Annotated in this window: 23 protein-coding genes; 3 read left to right on the forward strand and 20 right to left on the reverse strand. The window is 65.3% G+C overall.

Annotated elements, in window-relative coordinates; translation table 11 throughout:
- Nucleotides 1-3: 3 nt before the first annotated feature.
- The 4 genes from HW932_RS07665 to HW932_RS07680 all read right to left on the reverse strand — a co-directional run bounded on the left by HW932_RS07665 (nucleotide 4) and on the right by HW932_RS07680 (nucleotide 3,069).
- Nucleotides 4-1,224, reverse strand: a complete 1,221-nt coding sequence (locus HW932_RS07665) for an HDOD domain-containing protein (RefSeq protein WP_176975901.1) — start codon at nucleotides 1,222-1,224, stop codon at nucleotides 4-6.
- A gap of 141 nt (nucleotides 1,225-1,365) precedes the next feature.
- Nucleotides 1,366-2,346: a hypothetical protein gene (locus HW932_RS07670; RefSeq protein ID WP_176975902.1), complete on the reverse strand. Its 981-nt coding sequence runs from the start codon at nucleotides 2,344-2,346 to the stop codon at nucleotides 1,366-1,368.
- Nucleotides 2,347-2,394: 48 nt separating this feature from the next.
- Nucleotides 2,395-2,688 carry a PilZ domain-containing protein gene (locus HW932_RS07675; RefSeq protein ID WP_176975903.1) on the reverse strand — a complete coding sequence of 98 codons (294 nt, stop codon included), beginning with the start codon at nucleotides 2,686-2,688 and terminating at the stop codon, nucleotides 2,395-2,397.
- Between the two features lie 60 nt (nucleotides 2,689-2,748).
- Nucleotides 2,749-3,069, reverse strand: a complete 321-nt coding sequence (locus tag HW932_RS07680; RefSeq protein ID WP_176975904.1) for a hypothetical protein — start codon at nucleotides 3,067-3,069, stop codon at nucleotides 2,749-2,751.
- A 244-nt stretch (nucleotides 3,070-3,313) separates the two neighbouring features.
- Here HW932_RS07680 and HW932_RS07685 point away from each other — a divergent pair, with 244 nt between their 5' ends.
- Nucleotides 3,314-3,526, forward strand: a complete 213-nt coding sequence (locus HW932_RS07685) for a YjfB family protein (protein ID WP_176975905.1) — start codon at nucleotides 3,314-3,316, stop codon at nucleotides 3,524-3,526.
- Between the two features lie 32 nt (nucleotides 3,527-3,558).
- Here the strand turns inward: HW932_RS07685 and HW932_RS07690 are convergent, their stop codons facing one another.
- Both HW932_RS07690 and HW932_RS07695 read right to left on the reverse strand, forming a co-directional pair.
- Entirely contained in the window at nucleotides 3,559-4,344 is a 786-nt protein-coding gene (locus HW932_RS07690; RefSeq protein WP_222932271.1) for a putative metalloprotease CJM1_0395 family protein, read from the reverse strand.
- A 103-nt stretch (nucleotides 4,345-4,447) separates the two neighbouring features.
- Nucleotides 4,448-6,250 carry an AAA family ATPase gene (locus HW932_RS07695; protein ID WP_176975906.1) on the reverse strand — a complete coding sequence of 601 codons (1,803 nt, stop codon included), beginning with the start codon at nucleotides 6,248-6,250 and terminating at the stop codon, nucleotides 4,448-4,450.
- Between the two features lie 83 nt (nucleotides 6,251-6,333).
- On the opposite strand from HW932_RS07695, the gene HW932_RS07700 reads away from it, so the two are divergent.
- Nucleotides 6,334-6,540, forward strand: a complete 207-nt coding sequence (locus HW932_RS07700) for a hypothetical protein (RefSeq protein ID WP_176975907.1) — start codon at nucleotides 6,334-6,336, stop codon at nucleotides 6,538-6,540.
- A gap of 29 nt (nucleotides 6,541-6,569) precedes the next feature.
- Complete coding sequence (locus tag HW932_RS07705) at nucleotides 6,570-8,186, forward strand: methyl-accepting chemotaxis protein (RefSeq protein WP_176975908.1); 1,617 nt, start codon at nucleotides 6,570-6,572, stop codon at nucleotides 8,184-8,186.
- Between the two features lie 12 nt (nucleotides 8,187-8,198).
- Here HW932_RS07705 and HW932_RS07710 read toward each other — a convergent pair whose 3' ends face one another.
- The 14 genes from HW932_RS07710 to fliW form a co-directional block, all read right to left on the reverse strand.
- Complete coding sequence (locus tag HW932_RS07710) at nucleotides 8,199-9,314, reverse strand: protein-glutamate methylesterase/protein-glutamine glutaminase (protein ID WP_176975909.1); 1,116 nt, start codon at nucleotides 9,312-9,314, stop codon at nucleotides 8,199-8,201.
- A gap of 64 nt (nucleotides 9,315-9,378) precedes the next feature.
- Nucleotides 9,379-9,981: a chemotaxis protein CheD gene (locus HW932_RS07715; RefSeq protein WP_176975910.1), complete on the reverse strand. Its 603-nt coding sequence runs from the start codon at nucleotides 9,979-9,981 to the stop codon at nucleotides 9,379-9,381.
- Nucleotides 9,978-10,811 (reverse strand): CheR family methyltransferase, encoded by an 834-nt coding sequence (locus HW932_RS07720; protein ID WP_246296713.1) that lies wholly within the window; start codon nucleotides 10,809-10,811, stop codon nucleotides 9,978-9,980. The genes HW932_RS07715 and HW932_RS07720 overlap by 4 nt, the downstream gene beginning before the upstream one ends.
- A gap of 37 nt (nucleotides 10,812-10,848) precedes the next feature.
- The gene (locus HW932_RS07725; RefSeq protein ID WP_176975912.1) at nucleotides 10,849-11,406 is read right to left on the reverse strand and encodes a chemotaxis protein CheW; all 558 of its coding nucleotides are present in this window, start codon (nucleotides 11,404-11,406) and stop codon (nucleotides 10,849-10,851) included.
- Between the two features lie 10 nt (nucleotides 11,407-11,416).
- A complete protein-coding gene (locus HW932_RS07730) occupies nucleotides 11,417-13,363 on the reverse strand; it encodes a HAMP domain-containing methyl-accepting chemotaxis protein (protein ID WP_176975913.1) in 1,947 nt (648 codons plus the stop codon).
- Between the two features lie 56 nt (nucleotides 13,364-13,419).
- Nucleotides 13,420-15,660: a chemotaxis protein CheA gene (locus HW932_RS07735; protein ID WP_176975914.1), complete on the reverse strand. Its 2,241-nt coding sequence runs from the start codon at nucleotides 15,658-15,660 to the stop codon at nucleotides 13,420-13,422.
- Nucleotides 15,657-15,983 (reverse strand): STAS domain-containing protein, encoded by a 327-nt coding sequence (locus HW932_RS07740; RefSeq protein ID WP_176975915.1) that lies wholly within the window; start codon nucleotides 15,981-15,983, stop codon nucleotides 15,657-15,659. Before HW932_RS07740 ends, HW932_RS07735 begins: the two co-directional genes overlap by 4 nt.
- A gap of 40 nt (nucleotides 15,984-16,023) precedes the next feature.
- Nucleotides 16,024-16,392, reverse strand: coding sequence for a response regulator (locus tag HW932_RS07745; RefSeq protein WP_176975916.1), 369 nt, complete (start codon nucleotides 16,390-16,392; stop codon nucleotides 16,024-16,026).
- Between the two features lie 13 nt (nucleotides 16,393-16,405).
- Nucleotides 16,406-17,638, reverse strand: a complete 1,233-nt coding sequence (locus tag HW932_RS07750; RefSeq protein ID WP_343046980.1) for a methyl-accepting chemotaxis protein — start codon at nucleotides 17,636-17,638, stop codon at nucleotides 16,406-16,408.
- Nucleotides 17,639-17,846: 208 nt separating this feature from the next.
- Nucleotides 17,847-19,037 (reverse strand): DUF5610 domain-containing protein, encoded by a 1,191-nt coding sequence (locus HW932_RS07755; protein WP_176975917.1) that lies wholly within the window; start codon nucleotides 19,035-19,037, stop codon nucleotides 17,847-17,849.
- 69 nt (nucleotides 19,038-19,106) lie between these two features.
- Entirely contained in the window at nucleotides 19,107-19,907 is an 801-nt protein-coding gene (gene rsmA / locus HW932_RS07760) for a 16S rRNA (adenine(1518)-N(6)/adenine(1519)-N(6))-dimethyltransferase RsmA (protein WP_176976079.1), read from the reverse strand.
- 8 nt (nucleotides 19,908-19,915) lie between these two features.
- Nucleotides 19,916-20,197, reverse strand: coding sequence for a DUF2934 domain-containing protein (locus HW932_RS07765; RefSeq protein ID WP_176975918.1), 282 nt, complete (start codon nucleotides 20,195-20,197; stop codon nucleotides 19,916-19,918).
- A gap of 17 nt (nucleotides 20,198-20,214) precedes the next feature.
- Complete coding sequence (locus HW932_RS07770) at nucleotides 20,215-20,679, reverse strand: rhodanese-like domain-containing protein (protein WP_176975919.1); 465 nt, start codon at nucleotides 20,677-20,679, stop codon at nucleotides 20,215-20,217.
- 140 nt (nucleotides 20,680-20,819) lie between these two features.
- Entirely contained in the window at nucleotides 20,820-21,245 is a 426-nt protein-coding gene (gene fliW / locus HW932_RS07775; protein WP_176975920.1) for a flagellar assembly protein FliW, read from the reverse strand.
- Nucleotides 21,246-21,290: the final 45 nt, after the last annotated feature.

Consider the following 21,290-nt stretch of genomic DNA (forward strand, 5'->3'; position numbering starts at 1 on the left):
CCGTCACAGATTGAACATGGACTTCAGGTTGTCGAGCATCCGCTCGCTGCCGGCCAGCTCGGCGATCGGCTCGCCCGCCGCCGGCGGCGTCAGGCCCAGCACCGCGAACGCCGGCACCGCACCGGCATCCGGAACCTCACGGCCCTCGCTCTGCAGCGCCGCCCAGCGTGCCACGATGGCGATGCTCGCATAGTCCGGCTCTGCGGCTCGGTAGTCCCATTCGCCATAGTGCTCGGCGACCGTCACCAGGTCGTCGCCCAGCCCCCAGTAGTTGATCACCAGCACGCCCGTGATGCTCGCCAGCTTGGAGACGAGCGACTGAACCTGAGCAAGCGTCTTCCCCTGCCCGCGCGTCTCGATGAACTGGATGATGGGTACGGCGCCGATCCCGGCCACGAGTCCGGCGAGTAGCGCGCGCTCACGGTCGAGACGATGCGTGATCTCGGCAATCACGTAGCCGTAGGCCGAACAGAGCACGCTCTCGGTCCAGGACTCCTGCATCGCCGCGCGTGTGACTTCGTTCTTGGCGCGGAAGGCCTGACGCAGGGCCAGATTCACGGCCAGCATCCGGGTGTTGCGGAACCCCAGACGCAGCACCGCCTCGCGAATGGTCTTGATCTCCTTGGCGGCGCGGAACAGCGGGCTGTTGGTCGCGTGCAGCAGAGCGCCGGCGATGGTGCCGTCGCGCTGGATGATCTCGGTCAGGGCGTCGATGCCGGCGTCCGGATCATTGGTCATCTCCTGGATCTTGAGCGCCACTTCGGGGCGCGCCGGCAGCACGAGCTGGTTGTTGTTGATCAGATGATAGAGTTCGGCCAGGAACTCGCCCTCGGCCGGATCGAGCTCGATGTCGCTGACCTCGGTGCCGCCGGCGAGCACAGCGTCGAGCGCGGCGGCTGGAATCCGCAGGAACAGACAGGGGGTTTCGGTCACGAGACAGGCATCGGGCGCCAGGGTCTCGCCCATGAGGTCGATCGGCTCACTGAGTCCCTGAAACGCCTGGTGGCGCTCGATGACGCCATTCTCGAGACGCGCGACATGACCATCGACCAGGAAGAGTCGATCCGGTTTCTGTTCGGTCAGCCGCATACGGTGCTTGAGCGAATGTTCCTCGATTCGGCACTGCTCGGCGAGCCGACCTCGGTCCTCTTCGCTGAGATCGCGCGTCAGTTCGATCTCGGCCAGGATCGAAAACGCCTCCAACGTCTCGGGTGTCTGCTGCATAACGGGTGGATTCCTTGGACAAAGGGATCAGACGACACTGAAGTCTAGTCTAGCAGCATCGAGACGCCTTCCGACATGCCCCGACGACCCGTTCGTCGTTTTTACGGAGCGGCATGATACAGGTGCAGGGTCGGGGTGGACTCACGCCAGATCGTGATAGCCGAGCATCACGTCGGCCGCTTCGCCTCGGCGACCGTCTGCGTGGACGAAGTGCCCGGTCTGGGCCACGTGGTCGTAGGCATCGATGGCCCGATGGACGTTCCGATTCCCCAGCTCGATCGCTGTTACCCCGGCCTCGTCGAGCGTGCGACTGGTCTGCGAGCCGCCGGCTCCCAACTGCACCAGCCGCAGATGCTCGAAGACCCCGTCCTGGGCGTCGATACGCGCATCGCCATTGGTGTCGTGACGCGCCAGCTCGGCGAATCCGTGCTCGGCGCCGTTCTGATCGCCGAAGAGCTCGCGACCATCGTCGATTCGGCCATTGGCGTTCCAGTCGAGCGCCAGGAACCAGGAGTCTCCAGTCACCGTGCTCATGCGTTCGAGCCGGCCATCGCCGTTGAGATCGAAGTCGACACCGGCGGCGACACCCGTGGTCGTGATGCCCTGCCCGCCGAGATCGAGCACCAGCGGATCGGCGGTCTGGACCTGCACGCCTTCTGCGGCACTGATGTTGAGCTCGAGTCGCTGAGCGTTCGTGCCGGCCATCGACGCCATGAATGCCGCCTCACCCGCGCGCACGGAGATCTCCAGGCGTTGGGTGGCGACGGCCTGGAGTTCGAACGATTCGCTCAAGGAGGCGGACTGGACGGACGATGCATCGAGCTGGTCACTGGACGCCGTTTCAGTGGCCCGTCCCTGTCTCACCGCCTTCGACTCATCGACATCGAGCGCAAAGGCGCGGCGCAGGATCTGATAATCCGGATCCTGCTCCAACTGTTCTCTGATCTGCTGCGAGAGGCTCAGTGTCTCGGAGCCGGACTCGGTCTGGCTGACACGACTTGGTATCGGCGCCGGGGCCGGTGTCGTGACACGCACCTCGTCGTTGCGCGTCGCGTCGGCTCGGTTCGCGGTCCGGGTCGTGGACAGCGCGAGCGTGGCATTGGAAGCGGCTGTCACTAACATCGCCTTGACCTCGCTGAAATTCGCCTCACCTGGAGTCTCGTGTCGATGTCATTCGCGTGTCGGCGGCTCGTCGAAGCGGACGGCGATCCCCGCCTCGGTGTGTCGCACCACGATGGCATCGACCAGGGGCGGTTCATCGTCTCCGCCGAGTGGACCCGAGACCCGTATCTGCACCCTGGCGCCGATCGGCGGCCAATCACCATGACCGTTCATGGTCAGCGACACGCCGCCATTGCTCAGGTCATCGGTCCACACCAGACACATGGATCGATCGGAACGATACAGCTCGACCTCGACCTCGACTGGAAGGCGCGGATGCTGACGTTTTTCGTTATTGTTCATCGTCGGTCCGCCATTCACTTCATGTGTTGTCGCGCACATCAGGGTCCGGTGCGCGCCCGATCATCCGTCGAGCCTCGGATTCGCCAGATTTTGCAGCGTCCAGAATTGGATGCCACGCAGGAATCCAGGTTCGACTTGACTCACCAGCGTGGCCGGACGTCCGCCGGCATCGCGTTCGAGGATCCAGTCGTCGGGGAGCGAGTCGAGCAGATGACGTCTGGAGATACGCCCATCCTCGAGTCGGCACAGCCGGATCTCGCCGGTTTCGAGATGCCGAAACGCCGGCAGGAAACCGCTCACCAGAGCGCTGGAGTCGAGACGGCGCACCTCGGCGCGAGGTTCGCTCGAAGTGCTCGAAGAGAGGCTTGGGTCGAGTGACATGGCGTCCATCTCCTGCGGGATGCACTCAGGTTAACGACGCTCGGACACGAAACTTGAGCCTAAACACCGCCGACGTTCGGGGGAACCCGACCCGAACCTTGAGCATCCAATGCTCGAAATGAGGCGTGAATCGCAAACAGCGCCAAGGATCTGTTCTATCATGTCATTGACGTCCCATCCATTTCGGGTGCATTCGAGTCACCGAAATCCAGGATGGACACTCAAACAGCACGAGGTTCAAGCGATGGATATCTCCTCCACATCGGGCCTAGCCGGTTATGCCTATACGCCCTCCAGCAACAAGACCGATACCAGCGCCAGTCTCGCCATGCTGAACAAGGCCAACGAGATGCAGGCCGATTCGGCCGAGCAGATGATTCAGAGCGTCACCGAAACCGCGTCTTCGGCACGGGCACTACCCGATCATATCGGCCGCAACATCAATCTCACGGCCTAATCAGAGTTCGTCGTCTGCCTGTCCGCTCCAGCTCAGGCCAGTTGGCTCAAACCCATCTCGACCGGCGTGGAAAACAGGGATGCAATGCTCTGTGCCAGACGTGCCTGTCCGCCCGACATGCCCTGACTCGGCTGTGTCGCTGAATCCGAGTCCTCGTCGCCTGCCGGCGGTGTGGTTCCGGCGCCCGTCGCTTCAGTGGGCGTCGAGGCACGATCGGTCGCACCGGCACTCATCACCTGCTCGTACTCCTTGATCTGACGCTCCCGGATCTCCTGCTGCGCTCGTGATTGCATCGCTTGGGCCGAAGCGGCGACGCGCACGTCCTGAGACGAGGGTTCGGCCGGCGCCATGGCGGCGCGAATGATGGCGCGCGCCTTTTCGAGATTGCCTTCCGGATCGCCCGATTTCATCGAGGTGTCGATCCCGACCTCGCCGCCGATGGCATAGCGTTTGCCGTCCGGACCTGTCTGGTAGGAATAACTCGGACCACTGGTCACATGGCCGCCGCCGGCGGCGACATGCGCCAACTCATGGGCGCGGACCTCGGTATCGCGTTGCTTGAGCTGCTCGACGACACGCAGGTCTTCGTCCGAGAGGGACTCGCCATTCACGGCCTTGGCGGCCGTCGGGTCTTCCTCCCCGGTCGCGCGCTCGGCCTCGATCTCGCTCGTTTCCTCGATGGCGCGCGGATCCTCGACCGGTTCGCCACGCGCGCCCGCGCCCGCTTCCTGGGCGCCGGGCACAGGCGTTTCGCGTGCATCGTCGAATCGACGCATCGGCGAGGTGGGCGAAGACCGGATGAGTGAATGGATCTCCAACTGAAGGCGACCTCGATCCAGGGGTTTCCCCTAGTAGTCTAGTCGATACGCACGCCGAAAGTGGATGGCAAAAGGCCGATTCCGTGAACCACGTATCGGTTCGTCAGGGCAGACTGTCGCGGATCGAGCCGATGGTGCGGATCCAGGGACCATTGTCACGCACGGGCGCGGGCAGGCCGGGCAGTTCACGTGCCGCCTGGGTGCGGCTCGGGAAGCTGCCGAGCACGGCGATCACATAGGAGCGTGTCTGGACATAGCGCACGCCTTCCAGGGCCTGCGGGTCGAGCACGCCGCGCGCTGTCTGGAGATCGCGCGCCGCCACGAGCTGGATGGTGAAGCGTTCCGGATCCTGGCGCATCAGCCAGGCGAGATCCTCGGCCCATTCGTCACGCGGCGCCTCGGAACCGGGCGCCGGCTCGGCCGGCGGCCTCGCATCGCTCGGGACGTCGGGGGACTCTGAGACGCCGTCATCCGGCTCGGCCACACCGGCAACGGGAGCGCCTTCTGCAGCCGCCTCAGGCGTCGTTTCCGGCTGAGCCGGTGCGGAAGCCGTCTCGGGAGCGACAGGTTGCGATTCGGGTTCGGGCGCCTCGGGTCGATCGACCGGCGCCTGAGAGACCGGCTTGGATCGCTCCAGCAGCGACGTCGACGGCTTGGCGTCCATCACGAGCTGCCAGACCACGGGGGCGGCGATGGCCGCGAGTACGAAGACCAGGATGACCGGGATGAACCAGGGACGGTTCCAGTACGGCGTCCTGAGCTTGGGCGCCGTGGCCTTGATCTCCTCGCGTGTGGCGGCCTTGGGTTCGGGCTCGGCGGCGGTCTCCCAGGGCTGATGCTGACGCACGCGCTGGAGGATCTGCTCAAACTCGCTCTGGGCCAGGGCCGTGGGTACCTCACCGCCGACCAGGAAATCCGAAAGTTGAGGATCTCTGGGCGGCGGCGGCGCGGATGGTGCGGATGGCTCGTAGGTGTCGGGCTCGAGATCCAGGAATTCCTCGGACGCCTCCAGGCGTTCGTCCAGCGGATCGGGCTCGGGTCGCGGTTCAGGGGTACGCTGGGGTTCGGCACTGATCGGCGCCGGTATCACGCCCGCCGCCGCGCTCGCTGTGCCCGAGCGTCCGCCCAGCGAGGTTCTCAGCCCCCCGTCCAGACTCTTGCAGCGACGCGCCAGCCAGGCATTGGCCTGGGCATTGAGCGCCGCCGGCAATCCCTTGGCGCTGCCCTGCAGCACTGCGATGTCGCCCCGGCTCAGCAGGCTGTCTGGATCCTCCAGGCCCGCGACCCGCAGGCGATGACGCAGATAGGCCCCCGCCTGTTCGAGGTTGAAGGGCCGCAGATTCAGGCGCACCACCTGCGAGTCGTCGAGCAGGTCGGGCAAGGGCAGACGCCCGCGACTCAGGGACGGATCGCCCACCAGGATCAGCCGCACCCCCTGCCCGCCCGCCTCCAGGACGGTCGCGCGCAGACGCACCAGCTTGACCAGCCCCTCGCCGCCGAGCAGATGCGCGTCGTCGATCGCCAGCACCAGCCGCGCCTGAGAGCGCGCGCGTTCGGCCAGCAGATCGGCCACGGAGCGGTTAGGATTGTCGAATCCGCCGTTGCGCAGATGGGCGCGAATGGTGACGTCGACGGCATCGAAGGGGATGTTGGGCCGACTGCGGAAGGCGATCAGTTCATACTGTCCGTCGAGCGCACCGAGCAGCCGCATCAACTGGACACTGCGTCCCGAACCGTCCGGCCCGGCCAGGACGACGACCGCCCCCGGCGCCCCGATCGCCCGCGCCGCGGTCTCGACCAGACTTTCCAGCAAGGGGTCGCTGTAGAGAAAATCCTCGCTGGTGAGGGTATCGAATGGCGCCTGCCGCAGTTTGAGCCGGGCCAGGCAATCTGGATCCAGTGACATGATGCCGGTCGCCGATGGAGGGCCGCTTGGCCCGTGAGTGGTTTGCGTGGATGCTTATACCAGGACGAGGAGATATTTTCAGTATGCGCGATCTCAGGCTCAACATGGTCGCCGACAAATCCGAGGCCCTGCTGCGTGAGAAGATCCGGGAGGCTGGTGAACGCTTTCCTGCACTAGACTGGAGCCAGGTTCCGGATCTCTACGCGCACAGGCGTGGCGAGGCCGGCCCGGACAACCGGATTCTGTTCGAGCGGGTACGGCCTCCGGCGTCCAACCCGGACATTTCCTGATACGAGAACAACGATAAGTGAGAATGGTGATGCGACGAATCAACGATCTACCGATCTGGGTGCGCCTGGTGGGGGCCATGTGGCTCATCCTGCTCCCGGCCTGGACCGGACTCATCCTCTGGACGGCGCACGAGCAGCGCCAGACGGCCATCGATCAGGCGACGACCTTCACCAGCACCCTGCACGAGATGACCCTGGCCGGGCTCACCACCCTGATGATCACGGGCACCATCAATCAGCGCGCCGCCTTCCTGGATCAGATCGTCGAACTGGCCAATGTCCAGGATCTGCGCGTGCTGCGCGGCGAGAACGTTTCCAAGCAGTTCGGACCCGGCACCGAACATGAAAAGCCGCGCGACGACATCGAGCGCCGCGTCCTGGAGACGGGCGAACCCTATCTCGAACTCTCAGACGACGGTCAGACACTGCGCGCCGTCACGGCAGCCTTCGCCCGCGAGAACTATCTCGGCAAGAACTGCACCAGTTGCCATGCGCTCGCGCCGCGCGACTCGGTCCTCGGCGCCGTCAGCATGCGGATCGACCTCAAGGACGTGAATCGCGCGGTCGATGTGTTCGCCATCAAGATCTTCGTCATCGCCGCCCTCCTGAGCCTGCCGGTCCTGCTCTTCCTCTACTTCTTCACCCGTGGCTTCGTCACCCGTCCGCTCCAGCAGATGACCCAGGGACTCGACGGCATCGCCAAGGGTGACGGCGATCTGAATCGGCGCCTCCCGGTCCATGGAAACGATGAGATCGGGCGTGCCAGCCTGGCGTTCAACGCCATGATGGACAACTTCCGCGACCTGATCGCCCGCATCCTCGCCTCCACCGGCCAGCTCGCCCAGGCGGCGCGCAATCTGGCCGGCGCCACCGAGCAGACCAACATGGGCATCGCCCAGCAGCGCCACGAGGTCGACCAGCTCGCCTCGGCCATGAACGAGATGAGCGCCACCGCCCAGGAGGTCGCGCGTAGCGCCCAGCACGGCGCCGATACCACTCGGGTCGCGCACGGGGCCGCCACCTCGGGCAAGGACGTGGTCTATGGCACCATGTCGCGCATCGAGCAGTTGGCCCAGGAGATCCAGAACGCCTCCGAGGTCATCCGCGATCTGGGTCAGGACAGCCAGGAGATCGGCAAGATCCTGGACGTGATCCGCGGCGTGGCCGAGCAGACCAATCTGCTGGCGCTCAATGCCGCGATCGAGGCCGCGCGCGCGGGCGAGGCCGGACGGGGTTTCGCCGTGGTCGCCGACGAGGTGCGTTCACTGGCCAACCGGACCCAGACCTCGACCCAGGAGATCCAGGCCATGATCGAGCGGCTCCAGCAGGCCAGCCGCCGGGCCGTGTCGGTGATGGATGACAGCCGCAAGCATGCCGACGACAGCCGCACCCGCGCCCTGGAGGCCGAGCAGTCGCTCGACGCCATCATGAGCGCCGTCACCACACTCAACGACGTCAACACCCAGGTCGCCAGCTCGGCCGAGGAGCAGAGCGCGGTGGCCGAGGAGATGAACCGCAACGTCACCCGCATCTCGGACGCCGCCGAGGGCAATGCGCAGGCCGCGCTCCAGACCACCGAAGCCTCGGATCAGCTCGCGCGGCTGGCCGCCGAGTTGCAGGAGCTGGTGGGTCACTTCAAGGTCTGACGCGAGAGGCGATCATCCGGGCATGGACGCCCCATGCAGACGCTTGTAGGCCAGGCGCGTCGGGGCCTGGGTGACGAGTTCGGGGATGCGCGGCAGCCCGACCACGGCATCCACCCCGCCGAGCTTGACCGCTTCCTTGGGCATGCCGTAGACGACGCAGGTCTGCTCGTCCTGGGCGATGGTCAGGGCGCCGGCCTGATGCATCTCCAGCAGGCCGCGCGCGCCATCGTCGCCCATGCCGGTCATGATGATGCCGACGGCATTGGGACCGGCCGCCTGGGCGGTGGAGCGAAAGAGCACGTCGACCGAGGGACGATGCCGGCTGACCAGCGGCCCGCCCTTGACCTCGACCCGGTACTGAGCACCGCTGCGGCGCAACAGCAGATGATCGGTGCCTGGCGCGATCAGGGCCAGTCCGGGGATGACGCGATCGCCGTTGCGCGCCTCGCGGACCTCGATCTGACAGAGCTGATCGAGTCGCGCGGCAAAGGCGGCCGTGAACTGTCCGGGCATGTGCTGGACGATGACGAGACCGGGTGCGGTGCGCGGCAGTCGGGTGAGCACGTATTCGAGCGCCTGGGTGCCGCCGGTCGAGGTGCCGATGGCGACCACGCGCTCGGTCATGCCGGCGATTGGCGCCGCGCGCTCGGCGAGCACGGCGTCGGCGGGGAGTTTCTGGGTCGGCGCCATCACCGGCCTGGCGCGGGAGCCGGCCGAGACGTGATCCATGCGCGCATGACCGGCGGCCTTGATCGCATCTCCGAGCAGGGTCTTTGAGTCCTCCAGGAACTGGCGTAGCCCGATCTTGGGCTTGGCGATGATGTCGACCGCTCCGGCGCTCATCGCCTGCATGGTGATCTCGGCGCCCTGCTCGGTCAGGGTCGAGCAGATGATGACCGGCGTCGGACGTTCGGCCATGAGCTGACGCAGGAAGGTCAAACCATCCATGCGCGGCATCTCGATGTCGAGCACGATGACGTCTGGCCACTGCTTCTCCATCAGCTTGCGCGCGAACAGCGGGTCGCGCGCCGCCCCCATGACCTCGATGCCGGCGATGCCCGAGAGCTGTTCGGTGAGTACCTGCCGCACCACCGCCGAGTCGTCCACGATCAAGACCTTCACCGCCATCTTGGAACCATCCGTTCAATCGCGTTCGTCCGGAGATGATGCCGCCGGTCGGAACGCCGCACCGTCAGAAGAAATCGGCCGGAACACCACGCTGTTTGGCGGCGATGGCATTCTGCAGATAGCGTTGCTCGTCGCTCAGGACGCGCTCGACACCGGCGCGCGGGATCCGACGCAGGAAGACCGAATAATCCCCGCCGTAGAAATGGATCTGGCGTCCATGCAACCCGCCGAGATCCTGCGCGACCAGGGGAATCCCGTCACGCTCCAGGAACTGACGCACGAAGGCGACGTTGGAGGCGCCGATGTTGAAGCGATCCGGTCTCGTGCCCGTGGCTTCGTGCAGGACATTGGCGCCGCCGAAGGCCTTGGCGCGCAACTGCTCGCGGCGGGCGCCGCGCTTGAGCAGTTCGTTGACCAGGATCTCCATGGCCCAGAGTCCATAGCGCCCGGCATCCGTGGCCAGTACCGGCTCGCGGCTGGCCGGATTGCGCATCGGCAGCAGGAAGTGATTCATGCCCATCAGGCGCGCCACCGGATCGAAGAGACAAACCGCGACGCACGAACCCAGCAGGGTCGTCAGGACCATGGGTTCGTCGCTGACCGCGTGCTCGCCGGGCCGCACCAGATGGCGCTTGATCGATTTTTCCGAGCTCGCCGCCGCACTCATGGCGTGCCTCGCCGCGTGCTCGGGCGCTGGAAGATCGAGGGACGAATCATGACGAGCGGGGTGTCGATGCCATGCAACGACTCGACATGACTGATGAAGAGCAGACCGCCGGGCCGCAGCGACTCGAACAGACGGGCGATGACGCGCTGTTTGGTCGGCGGGTCGAAATAGATCAGCACGTTGCGCAGAAAGATGATGTCGAACGATTCGCCGTCACGGCGCGATTGCAGCAGATTGTGCTGTTCCAGCTTCACGCGCGACTTGAGCCTGGGGTCGATCAGCAGATTGCCGGCCTGGGCGCGCACGCCCTTGAGACAGTAGCGTTCCAGCCAGACGCGCGGCAGATGTCTGGCGCGTTCGAGCGGATAGACGCCCTGGCGCGCCTGCTCCAGCACCCGCTGACTGATGTCGGTGCCGAGGATGCGCCAGTCGCCCGGCCCCAGGGCGTCGCTCAGCACCATGGCCAGGGTGTAGACCTCCTCGCCCGTGGAGCAGGCCGCGCTCCAGACACGGACGCCATGCCCGCGATAGGCCGGCAGGACGTGTTCGCGCAGATAGTCGAAATGGGCCGGCTCACGGTAGAAATAGGTCTCGTTGGTCGTCAGCAGGTCGACCAGATGCTGGCGCTCGTGATCCTGGCCGGGTTCGAAGACATGATCGAGATAGGCATCGAAACTGTGCAGCCCCAGATGGTGCAGCCGTCTCTGGAGACGCGCGCTGACCATCTGGCGCTTGTGCGGCGCCAGACTGATGCCGGCCCGCTCGTGGATGAAATGACGGAAACGCTCGAATTCGCGATCCTTGAGCGGCACGACGTCCGGTGGGTGCATCGCGCCCGCGCGGGGTTCATCCCGCGCGAGCGGTCCTTCAAGACTCCCCATCCGATCCCCCGGAGGCGGTCTCCTGACTGAGCCGACGAAGCGCCGCCAGCTCCTGCATGGAGAGCACATGATCGACACTGAGAATGATGACGAAGACGTCGTCGACCCGCCCCATCGCCTCGATGAAGTCGGTGCGGATCTCGGAGCCGAACTCGGGCGGCGGCTTGATGTCCTCGGCCGCGATCTCCAGGATGTTCTTGACCTCGTCGACCAGCATCCCGAGCACATGGGCCTCGTCGCCGACATGAACCTCGACCAGCACGATGCAACTGCGTTTGGTCAGGATGATCGGCCCGCGTCCCAGACGCGCCCCGAGATCGATCACGGGCACCACGCTGCCGCGCAGATTGATCACGCCACGGATATAGTCCGGGGTCATGGGGACGCGGGTGACGGCCGGGGTCTCGATGATCTCCTTGACCGCGTCGATCGACATGGCCAGACGCTCGTCGGAGACGGCGAAGGTCAGATACTGGGTGACTTCGTCGCTCGTCTCGGTGTGAGTGGCCGCACTCGCTCGGTTGCTCAATACCAACTCGCCCATGCGAACCTCCTCAGAAGCGCTCGAAGTCCTTGTGGTCGAAGTCCTCGAGGTCGACCGTGCCCTCCTCCTCGCGCGCACGGCTCGCCACGGGCGCCGGGGTACGCGACCGTACCTTGGTCCGTGATCCGCCCGCTCCGGTGCGGAAGAAGGACATGGTCTCCTGCAACTGGCCGGCCTGACCGCTGAGTTCCTCGGCCGTCGCCGCCAGTTCTTCCGAGGACGAGGCGTTCTGCTGCGTGGCCTTGTCCAACTGACTCATGGCTTCGTTGATCTGGCCGATGCCCGCCGCCTGCTCGCCCGAGGCCGCCGTGATCTCCTCGACCAGATCGGCGGTCTTGACGATGTTGGGGACCATCTGCTCCAGGAGCTTTCCGGCCTCCTCGGCAATGGCCACGCTGCTGGTAGCGAGCTGGTTGATCTCCTGCGCCGTCACGCCGCTGTTCTCCGCGAGCTTGCGCACTTCCGCCGCCACCACCGTGAAGCCCTTGCCGTGCTCCCCGGCGCGCGCCGCCTCGATCGCCGCGTTGAGCGCCAGCAGATTGGTCTTGTAGGCGATGTCCTCGATCAGTCCGATCTTGCTGGCGATCTCCTTCATCGCCGACACCGTGCGCGCCACCGCCTCGCCGCCGCGCCGTGCTTCCTCCGCCGAGCTCTTGGCGATGCCGTTGGTGACACGCGCGTTCTCGGTGTTCTGCTGCACCGAGGCGTTCAACTGCTCGATGCTCGCCGTGGTCTCCTCCACGCTCGCCGCCTGCTCGGTCGCGCCCTGGCTGAGCGCCTGGGCCGTGGAGCTGACCTCGCTGGAGGCCGAGGACAGATTGTCGGCCCCGACCCGTACCTCGCCGACGATCTGACGCAGCCGCTCGACCATGCCGTACATATCCTTGTAGACGCCGCGCAGATTGGTCTGATCGAAGTCGATGGCGAGATTGCCGGCGGCGACCTGCTTGGTGACATCGGCGATCACGCCCGGATCCTTGCCCAACTGGGCCATGACGCCACGGATGATGAGCCAGGCGACCAGGATGCCGGACAGGAGCGCGATCAGCGACAGCACCGAGATCAGGAGAATGCCGCGATCGTTCGACGCCTGGACCTGGGGTCCGAGGATGTCCTGTTCACCCTTGTAGGAGAGTTTGATCGCGTCGATGTCTTCGGCGAATTGCGGCCCCAGGACATTGAGCGTCTCATTGATGAGCTGATTGCGTTCCTCGATGAGCTTGACCGCACGGTCGAAGGCGCTCTTGTAGTCGGCCTTGAGTCGCATGACCTCGGCGAGCAGGGCGCGCCGCTGCGGATCCTGGAGACTGGCCTCCATCTCGCCCATCTGCTGGTCGAGTTGCGCCCATTCCTGGTTGACCCGATCGGCGTCCGCCTGCGCATTGTCACCGAGGAAACGGCGCACATAGATGCGCGCCAGCAGCAGATTACGCAGACCGCGCGCCGATTGGAGCACGGCTTCGGTATCGGCGGCTTGGTTGGCGCTCTCCAGGATCTGGGTCAATCGCTGCTCGATCGCCAGGCCATTGACGGCCAGCACCTCGGTGTCGAGTCGGTCGCTCTCGCGCGTCAGGGTCACGACCTGCTCGAAGGTCTTGCCATAGGTCGCGATATTGGTGGCCGAGGCGTCGATCTTGGCCTTGCGCTCCGGGTCGCGCACGATGCCTTGCAGTTCCTTGAGGATGCTTTCAGTCGTCGCCAGGTATTGCTCGAATTGTTTCACATCCTGGTCGGCGTGGGTCTGGATGTAATCCTTGACCTCCATGCGGCCCATGAGCATGGCGGCCTGCATCTCGCCCATGCGGTTGGCGCGAATTGCCATCCGGCGATACTCGGAGAACCCTGTGGAAGCCCCCTCGATGGTGAAATAGGACAGGACGCCGACGATCACGAGCAGGGTCAGGATCGCGGTGAAACCCAGGATGAGCTTTTTGGCCATCGTCATGGAGCGAAACATGTATCTTCTCCCGATACGATTGAATCGATGATCTGTCTTCTTGGTTCGAATCCGCCTCAGGCGCCGGCGAGACGCCGGCCGGCGACCGCACGCTGCCCCTCGGCGATGGCGGCCAGCTCGGCTACGTCCAGGATGAGCGCGATGTCGCCCGTGCCCAGGATGGTCGCGCCCGCCACCCCCCGCAGTCGCTCGAAGACCTTGCCGAGCGGCTTGATGACGGTCTGCAACTCACCGAGCAAGGTATCCACCACCAGCCCCATCTTGTGATGACCGAAACGCACCACCACCAGACTCTCGCGCCGACCGGCGCGCCGCTCCGGATCGGCGTTCTCGAACAACTCGGTCAGGCGGATGAAGGGCAGCACCTCGCCGCGCAGATTGATGTAATGCTCGCCGTGGCGCTTCACACCACTGGCCGCGCCCATCTCGACGCATTCGGCGACCTGCGACAGCGGGATCACATACTGATCCGCCCCGGCGCCGACCAGGAAGCCGTCGATGATGGCCAGGGTCAGGGGCAGCACGATCGTGACCTGAGTGCCCTCGCCCAGACGGCTGTCGAGTTCGACCGTGCCGCGCAGCGCCTCGATGTTGCGCCGCACCACGTCCATGCCCACGCCACGCCCCGAGAGGTTGGTCGCCTGCTCCTTGGTCGAAAGTCCGGGCGCGAAGATCAGGCGCAGCGTCTCCTCGCGCGTCAGCACGTCATCCGGCTTGACGAGTCCCGCCGCCTCGGCCTTGGCGCGGATGCGTTCGGCGTCGAGTCCGGCGCCGTCGTCGGCGATCTCGACCACGATGTGCCCCGAGTCGTGATAGGCATTGATGTGCACCCGGCCCTGGGCCGGCTTGCCGCGTGATCGCCGAACCTCGGGCGTCTCGATGCCGTGGTCGACGGCATTGCGGATCAGATGGGTCAGCGGGTCGATCATCTTCTCGACCACGGTCTTGTCGAGTTCGGTCTCGCCACCGGTGATGACCAGTTCGATCTCCTTGCCGAGTTCGCGGCAGGTGTCGCGCACCACGCGCTTGAAGCGCGACAGTGAGTCGCCGATCGGCACCATGCGCAGTTGCAGCGCGTTGTCGCGGATCTCAGAGACCAGATACTCGACGCCGTCGATCACCTCGTTCATGTCCTCGACCCCGGCGCGCTTGACCAGCACACGGATCGCGGCGCTGCTCGTGACCAGCTCGCCGATCAGGTCGATCAGATGACCGAGCCGCTGGGCGTCGACGCGGATGAAGTGCGCCTCCTCCTGACGTCGGGTGCGTGCGGCCTCCTGGGTGCGCGCGGCCTGCTCGACCACGGCGGGCTTGATCGACCCCTGCTCGACCAGGATCTCGCCGACGCGACGCTTGCGGGTCTCGCTCTCTCCCTCACCGACGTCGCTCGACTCCGCCGCCTGGGTCTCCAGGGCACGGTCGAGCTCACCCTGGGTCAGTGCGCCGATGCGCAGCAGCAGGTCGCCGATCCAGCCCACCTGATCGTCGGGCACGGCGGCGAGCAGATCCAGGTATTTCGACTGAGCCGTGTCCGGCTCCAGGATCCGGATCTCGCAGTCCTGATCGGCGAACTCGAAGACCCCGGCGATGGTGGGCTTGTCGACCTCGCCGCGAAAGCCGAGGCCGAACTCGAGATAACAGCTCTCGGCATCGAAGCCGTCCTCGCGCAGCGCCTCGGGATCGAGCTGGGTCGTCACATGGACCAGCTCGCCCAGCGAGCCCAGATAGCGCAGGAAGGACAGCGGATCGATGCCGTCGCGAAAGGTGTCGCGCTTGAACCTGAGCGTGATCATCCAGAGATCGCTGACCACGGGCAGATACTTGGTGTCCGATGCCGACGGCGAGGCGGCGTTCGCATCGGCGGCGGAACCGGACGCGGACTCCGGCGACACGCCGGCGCCGCCCGAGTGCCCGAGTCTGGCCAGGAGCGCCTCGCCGGCCCGCGCCAGCTCGGGATCGAGCGGCTCATCCGGTGTGGAAGCCGCGACGATGGTATCGACCAGCCGCGCGGTGTGGTCGCGGCACTCGAAGAGCGTGGCGATCAGCGGGCGTGTCAGGGGCACCTGACCCGAGCGCACCCGATCCATCAGGGTCTCGACGGTATGGGTGAAGTCGACGATGGAGTCATAGCCGAACACACCGCCCGTGCCCTTGATGGTGTGCATGGCCCGGAAGACCGCGTTGAGCGACTCGGCGTCCTCTGGGTCGTCCTCCAGGGCCAGCAGCGCATCCTCCATGGATTGCAGCAGTTCGGCCACCTCGGCCAGAAAGGCCTGACGTGCGCTGTCGAGACTCATGCGGCCTCTCCCGCCGCCGGGCCGGCGGAGTCGAGATCGAACCGGCCACTGAGCTGGAGCAGGCCCAGCACCTCGGCCACCACCGGGCTGTGAGCGACCAGCCGCAGGGCGCCGCCGCGTGCGTGCAGGGTCTCGCGCAGCCACAGCAGGAGCTGGAGGCCCGCGCCGTCGAGTTCGCTGACGGCGGACAGATCCAGGTACAGGCGCCGCTCGGCCAGATACGGACGCAGCCGCGTCGCTGTTTCGGCCACGGTATAGATGGTCAGATCACCATCGAGAACCAGCGGTTCGGTATCGGTCGGACGTTCTGATCGAGCGTTCATCCTGACCTCGTCATCTCTGTGAGTCTGTGGCGGCGGCGATTCATGGCAGGATCAGCTTGGAGACGGCATCCAGCAGCATCGGCGGCTGGAAGGGCTTGACCAGCCAGGCCTTGGCCCCGGCCGCGCGCGCGGCCTCCTTCTTCTCGGGCTGACTCTCGGTCGTCAGCATCAGGATCGGCGTGAACCTGTAGTTGGGCAGCTTCTTGACCTCGCCGACCAGGGTGATGCCGTCCATGTTGGGCATGTTCACGTCGCTGACGATGAGATGGATCTTGGCGCCGTTGAGCTTGGCCAGCGCGTCGCGCCCGTCGCACGCCTCGATCACGTCATACCCGGCGCCCTTGAGCGCGATGCCCACCACACTGCGAAAGGAGGCCGAATCGTCGACCACCATGATCGTCTTCGCCATGCCTGACTCCGTTTCAGAAGAATGTCAATTCCGAGGCCGCCGCCGGCTTCTGGCGTGGCTGCTCCACGCCAAGATGCAGATCGCGTTCCTCGATGGTGCTGTAGGATTCGAGCATGTGCGCCAACAGATCGTCGATCTCCAGGATGTCGCGTTCCTGCTGGTGCAGGTCGTGCCCGGAAGTGACCTTGAGTCGCTCACTCAGGCTGTCCAGACCCTCGCAGACATGGCTGAGGATCTGGCTGGTGCGATCCTGGAACTGTAGATCGACCATGGAGGCGCCGATGCGCGTGCGCAGGTTCTCGCTGAGTGCACGCAGGCTCTGGGCGTCCTCGTTGAGCGACTCGGTGGTCTGCCGCAGACGCTTCATGACCACCTCGACCTTGTGCTCGGACTCCCGGACCAGCTCGTCGGCCGTGCGCATGGATGCCTTGACCATCGACTGGGTCTCGGCCAGTGAACGCGCCAGCTCCTCGACCTTGGCGCTGATGCTCGCGCCCGTGTTGGCCGAAGAGCCGGCCAGTTTGCGCACCTCATCGGCCACCACGGCGAAACCGCGCCCCTGCTCGCCCGCGCGCGCCGCTTCGATGGCGGCGTTGAGCGCCAGCAGGTTGATCTGTTCGGCCACCGAGCGCACGTCCTGGGCCATCTGACGCATCTGCTCGCCGAATCCGGCCAGCCGATCGACCTGGTCAGTCATGGCCGAGTCACGATGCAGGATGGCCTCGAAGTCCGCAATCACCTCGGTCAGTGTCGCCTGACTCTCCTCGAACTGACCGAGGATGGCGCGATCCTCCCGGTCGCCGGAGCCCGTGGTCTGGATCACGCGCTCCAGATCCGTGACCAGCTCACCGAACGCGAGCGTCAGGTGTGTGATGCTCTCCTCGGTGAGCTGGCGCGAATGCGCGATATGACGCACGAAGATGGGGAAGAGTTCGATGCCCAGACGCTCGAAGGCGTGTTCGAGCGCGGCCATCTGTCGGCTCCGATGATCGAGCCTGGACTGGATCTCGGCGCGGGCGGCCTCGATCCGGGCGGTCTGAGTGCGATGCTGGAGCCAGGCGATCAGGACGGCCAGTGCGAGGACCAGGGCCGCCAACACCCAACTCGATGGAGAATTCGACCCCAGCCAAGGCATCGCCATGGCGGCGAACAGGCCCAGGGCGATCTCCTTCCAGGTCTCGTGAATCCAGTGGACGAGCGACGGCATCGGCTGGTTCGGCACCAGTGTCTCCTTGATTTCAACCACCGAGCCCGGTCGAGACGCGACCCGTCGGCACGGGCCGGACTCGAATCCTCTCGGTACGACAGCATTGAACGTCTTGGATACCTGGAGCGGCCTGGATCGACAGTGTTCATTCGACCGATCCGGCCGACGCCTTCATGACCGCTGGCTCCGTGCCCAAGACGTCGTTCAGATCGATCCTACGCGATTTCCCCCGTCCCTGCACACTGCGTTAGATCAAGTTTTCATCCGATTCTTGGGGAGGCGTGATCGAGTTCAGGAGTTGGCTCAGGTTCTGCTCGTAGAGTCCCTGCTGATCGGGGCTGGCCTGCTGGAAGCGGCCATCCTGTTCGACGAGTCCGCGCATGATATCGCTGGCGGCGCGATCCGGCTGGCTCAGGAAGCCGAGCTCGGGACGCTCGAAGCTGTCGCGCAGCTCGCGCATCATATGACCGAGACGCCGGCCGGCGTTCTGGACCGACTCAGGCTGTTCCAGACGCTGAGTGCCTTCATAGACCCGGGCCGCGCTGTAGCTCTCGGAGCGGCTCATGGTCAGGTTCATGGACGCGAGCTGGGAGGAGTCGAAACGGACGTCGGGCGCCTGCTCGAAGGCCTTCTGCACGTCACCGCCGAAGAAGTCCTTGGCCAGCTTGCCGACATCCTGGACCAGCGTCTGGATGGCCTTCAGCTCGTCTTCGCTCAGGTCGCCCTTCACGCTGAACCCATAGCCTGTCTTCTCGGACTGGCTGACGTCCAGGACGGCGGCACTGTTGCCCTCACCGTCCTGTGAGAAGCCGAAGCGTCCCTGAGCCTCGAAATTGCGGCTGAAGCTGATCTCGACCTCGTCGCCATCGCGGGTCTTGAGCTTCAGGCTGAAGTCCTCGGCCTGCTGATAACGCTCGGCGACCGCCACGCCCGAGGTCGTACTTGGGGCTTGGGTCGCCTCCGTCTCGGTCTTGGGCTGAGTCGGCGACAGCTTGGCCAGACCCTCGAAGGTCAGCTTCTCAGTCGCGTCCACCTGCTCGGCGACATTGCCTTCCAGAACCTTTAGATTGGAGAGGATGTCCTTGGCCTCCTTGAAGCCCTGCTCCGCGCCCTTGACCGCGCTCTCGTAGAGGGCCTGGATCTCCTCCTCGGACTTGCCGCGTGCGCGTGCGTTCTCAAGACCCATGGCGACGAAGCTGGTGATCCGGTCAGCGACCTTTTCGGGGGTGTATTCGTTGGGATCGAGTTTTTTCAGCCCGGACACATCCATGCCCGGAATCTCGCGGGCGATGGCGCCGAGCGCCTTCTCCTGAAGGCTGGAGAGCGCCCCGGCCGGTTCGCGCAGGGAGGGTGAACCGGCCTGCGCGCCGACCTGAGTATGGGATCTGAGGGTCAGGCTATTGGAGACGAGTGACGAGAACTGGGCTTGAATGCTCATGGGGGGCGGCTCCTGCGCACGGTGGGCATACACCCCTTAACGGCTGACGAACGGTCGGCTTGAGTCCGTTCAACCAGCGGTCGCCGCCGCAGCCAGATTCGCCAGTCGCGCATAGCTGGCGACGTCCAGTTCCTCGGCGCGACGTTTCGGGTCGATGCCGGCCGCTTCGAGGCGTTCCGGGTCGAGGACGCCGGACAGGCTGTTGCGCAATGTCTTGCGTCGCTGACCGAAGGCGGCGGCGACGATCCGTTCATGGAGTTTGGCGTCGTCGATGGGATACGGGAGCGGTCGCAGCGGACGCAGACGCAGAAAGGCCGACTCGACCTTGGGCGCGGGCCTGAAGGCACCGGGACCGATGCGAAACAGGCTCGTGGCCGCGCAGCGGCTCTGGATCATGACCGAGAGCCGTCCATAGGTCTTGTCGCCCGGATCGGCCACGATGCGGTCGACGACCTCCTTTTGCAGCATCAGGTGCATGTCCTGGAGCGCGTCGAGCTGGTCGAGGAAATGGAACAGCAGCGGGGTCGAGATGTTGTAGGGCAGATTGCCGACGAGCCGCAGCGAGGCCGGCTGATTCGCGGAATCCACGAGCGTGCGCAGATCGAAATCGAGCGCGTCGGCGTTGTGGATGCGTAGCTCACCCAGACCGCCCAGCCGCCGGCGCAGCGGTTCGATCAGATCACGATCGAGTTCGATGACGTCGAGCGCGCCGGCCCGCGTCAACAGCCGCTCGGTAATGGCGCCCTGCCCCGGCCCGATCTCGACCAGATGCTCGCCCGGTCGGGCGTCGATGGCGGCGTGGATGCGGTCGATGACGAGCGGGTCGTGAAGAAAGTTCTGGCCGAAGCGTTTGCGGGCGCGATGTTCCATGGTGTCGGTCAAGTCTGAGGGGTCTCTGAGTTGGTATCGGGCGTCGCTGAAGCCGCGCGCTCGCCGGCGGCCTCCTGGAGCACCAGGGCATTGCGGATGAGCCGTCCGCGCGTCTCGTCATCCGTCTGCTCCGTGAGCTGACGAGCGGCGATCATGGCGTCGATCGTCTGCTCGGCCAGCCGCCAGTCGTCCTCGGCCCCGCCGGGCGCGAAGCCGCGTCGCTCGGCCAGATAATAGGCGGCGACCGCGATCATCGCGTGACGCTGGCTGTCGGTCGGACGGTCGTGCATGGCGGACAGGCGGACATTCAGATGGGACGGCGCTGCTCGGGGCGCAGGCGCGGGGTGAAATAGACGTCGGCATCGTCGAGATCGACCGGCCGGCCTTCGTCGTCGACGAGCGGCTGCTCGTAGTCCTTCCAGCCGCGCAGTCCGGTCTTGAGCGAGACGACGTTGGTGTAACCGAGCACGTTCATCGAATGCGCCGCCAGCACACTGCGATAGCCCGAGCGGCAGACGACGACGATCTCGCGCTCGCGCGCCTGGACCAGTTCCGGGACCGTCTCCTCGTAGTCCCATTCGCAGGCCGACTCCAGGATGCCGCGCGGGACATTGATCGAGCCTTCGATGTGCATGGCCGCGAACTCCTCGGGTTCGCGCACGTCGACGATTAGCAGCTCCGGGTTGGCCTGGATGCGTTCCTCCAGATCCCAGGGCATGAGCTCATGCACCTCGGTCAGACAATGCTTGATGAGTTCCAGGAAATTCTTCACGGTCTATCGCGCTCCGTTATCGGCGTTGGAAGACACCGGGCGCTCATGACGAAGCGCGCGGTGTCGAGTGAGCGCGGAGAATAACCCGAGTGGTCGAGTGCGACATTCGAAATCCGCAACCTGGGCCGGCCCGGACGGCTTCAGTTCGAGATGCTGAGTTCGACGCGCGGACTGTCGATGATCTTCTGCATCCCCAAACCCTTGACGACATTGATGAGGATAGGGCCGCCAATATTGGCGTTCAGACCCGGCACGCCACTGCTTGCAGTCTCGTCCTTCCAGAGCATGAGCAGCACCAGCACCTGCCCGGGATCCTCGGCCTGGAGCAACGACTGTTCCTCGTCGTCGAGTTCGAGCACATAATTGAGCGCATAGAGTCGCGGATCGACCAGCGTGAACTCGATCTCCGCGTCGCCCTCGGCGCGCAGTCGGTAGACGCGCCCGGAATCCGTGTCGGAATACGTCAGACGATAGCTCTGAAGATGCTCGAATCCTGGAATGCCGGCGGGAAAGGCGATGGTGGCGGGGACATCCGGCTCGGAGGCCATGGCGGTCTGCTGGTTCATAGTCCTTGGTTCCTCGTTCAGGCGCGATGTTGAAGGAGACGGGAT

It is taken from the genome of Allochromatium humboldtianum (assembly GCF_013385175.1).
GTDB lineage: Bacteria > Pseudomonadota > Gammaproteobacteria > Chromatiales > Chromatiaceae > Thermochromatium > Thermochromatium humboldtianum.

Bases quoted from the DNA above. Each gene is read 5' to 3' on its own strand.
- HW932_RS07665 (WP_176975901.1), bottom strand. From the start codon at position 1,224: ATGCAGCAGACACCCGAGACGTTGGAGGCGTTTTCGATCCTGGCCGAG.
- HW932_RS07670 (WP_176975902.1), bottom strand. From the start codon at position 2,346: ATGTTAGTGACAGCCGCTTCCAATGCCACGCTCGCGCTGTCCACGACC.
- HW932_RS07675 (WP_176975903.1), bottom strand. From the start codon at position 2,688: ATGAACAATAACGAAAAACGTCAGCATCCGCGCCTTCCAGTCGAGGTC.
- HW932_RS07680 (WP_176975904.1), bottom strand. From the start codon at position 3,069: ATGTCACTCGACCCAAGCCTCTCTTCGAGCACTTCGAGCGAACCTCGC.
- HW932_RS07685 (WP_176975905.1), top strand. From the start codon at position 3,314: ATGGATATCTCCTCCACATCGGGCCTAGCCGGTTATGCCTATACGCCC.
- HW932_RS07695 (WP_176975906.1), bottom strand. From the start codon at position 6,250: ATGTCACTGGATCCAGATTGCCTGGCCCGGCTCAAACTGCGGCAGGCG.
- HW932_RS07700 (WP_176975907.1), top strand. From the start codon at position 6,334: ATGCGCGATCTCAGGCTCAACATGGTCGCCGACAAATCCGAGGCCCTG.
- HW932_RS07705 (WP_176975908.1), top strand. From the start codon at position 6,570: ATGCGACGAATCAACGATCTACCGATCTGGGTGCGCCTGGTGGGGGCC.
- HW932_RS07710 (WP_176975909.1), bottom strand. From the start codon at position 9,314: ATGGCGGTGAAGGTCTTGATCGTGGACGACTCGGCGGTGGTGCGGCAG.
- HW932_RS07715 (WP_176975910.1), bottom strand. From the start codon at position 9,981: ATGAGTGCGGCGGCGAGCTCGGAAAAATCGATCAAGCGCCATCTGGTG.
- HW932_RS07720 (WP_246296713.1), bottom strand. From the start codon at position 10,811: ATGCACCCACCGGACGTCGTGCCGCTCAAGGATCGCGAATTCGAGCGT.
- HW932_RS07725 (WP_176975912.1), bottom strand. From the start codon at position 11,406: ATGGGCGAGTTGGTATTGAGCAACCGAGCGAGTGCGGCCACTCACACC.
- HW932_RS07730 (WP_176975913.1), bottom strand. From the start codon at position 13,363: ATGTTTCGCTCCATGACGATGGCCAAAAAGCTCATCCTGGGTTTCACC.
- HW932_RS07735 (WP_176975914.1), bottom strand. From the start codon at position 15,660: ATGAGTCTCGACAGCGCACGTCAGGCCTTTCTGGCCGAGGTGGCCGAA.
- HW932_RS07740 (WP_176975915.1), bottom strand. From the start codon at position 15,983: ATGAACGCTCGATCAGAACGTCCGACCGATACCGAACCGCTGGTTCTC.
- HW932_RS07745 (WP_176975916.1), bottom strand. From the start codon at position 16,392: ATGGCGAAGACGATCATGGTGGTCGACGATTCGGCCTCCTTTCGCAGT.
- HW932_RS07755 (WP_176975917.1), bottom strand. From the start codon at position 19,037: ATGAGCATTCAAGCCCAGTTCTCGTCACTCGTCTCCAATAGCCTGACC.
- rsmA (WP_176976079.1), bottom strand. From the start codon at position 19,907: ATGGAACATCGCGCCCGCAAACGCTTCGGCCAGAACTTTCTTCACGAC.
- HW932_RS07765 (WP_176975918.1), bottom strand. From the start codon at position 20,197: ATGCACGACCGTCCGACCGACAGCCAGCGTCACGCGATGATCGCGGTC.
- fliW (WP_176975920.1), bottom strand. From the start codon at position 21,245: ATGAACCAGCAGACCGCCATGGCCTCCGAGCCGGATGTCCCCGCCACC.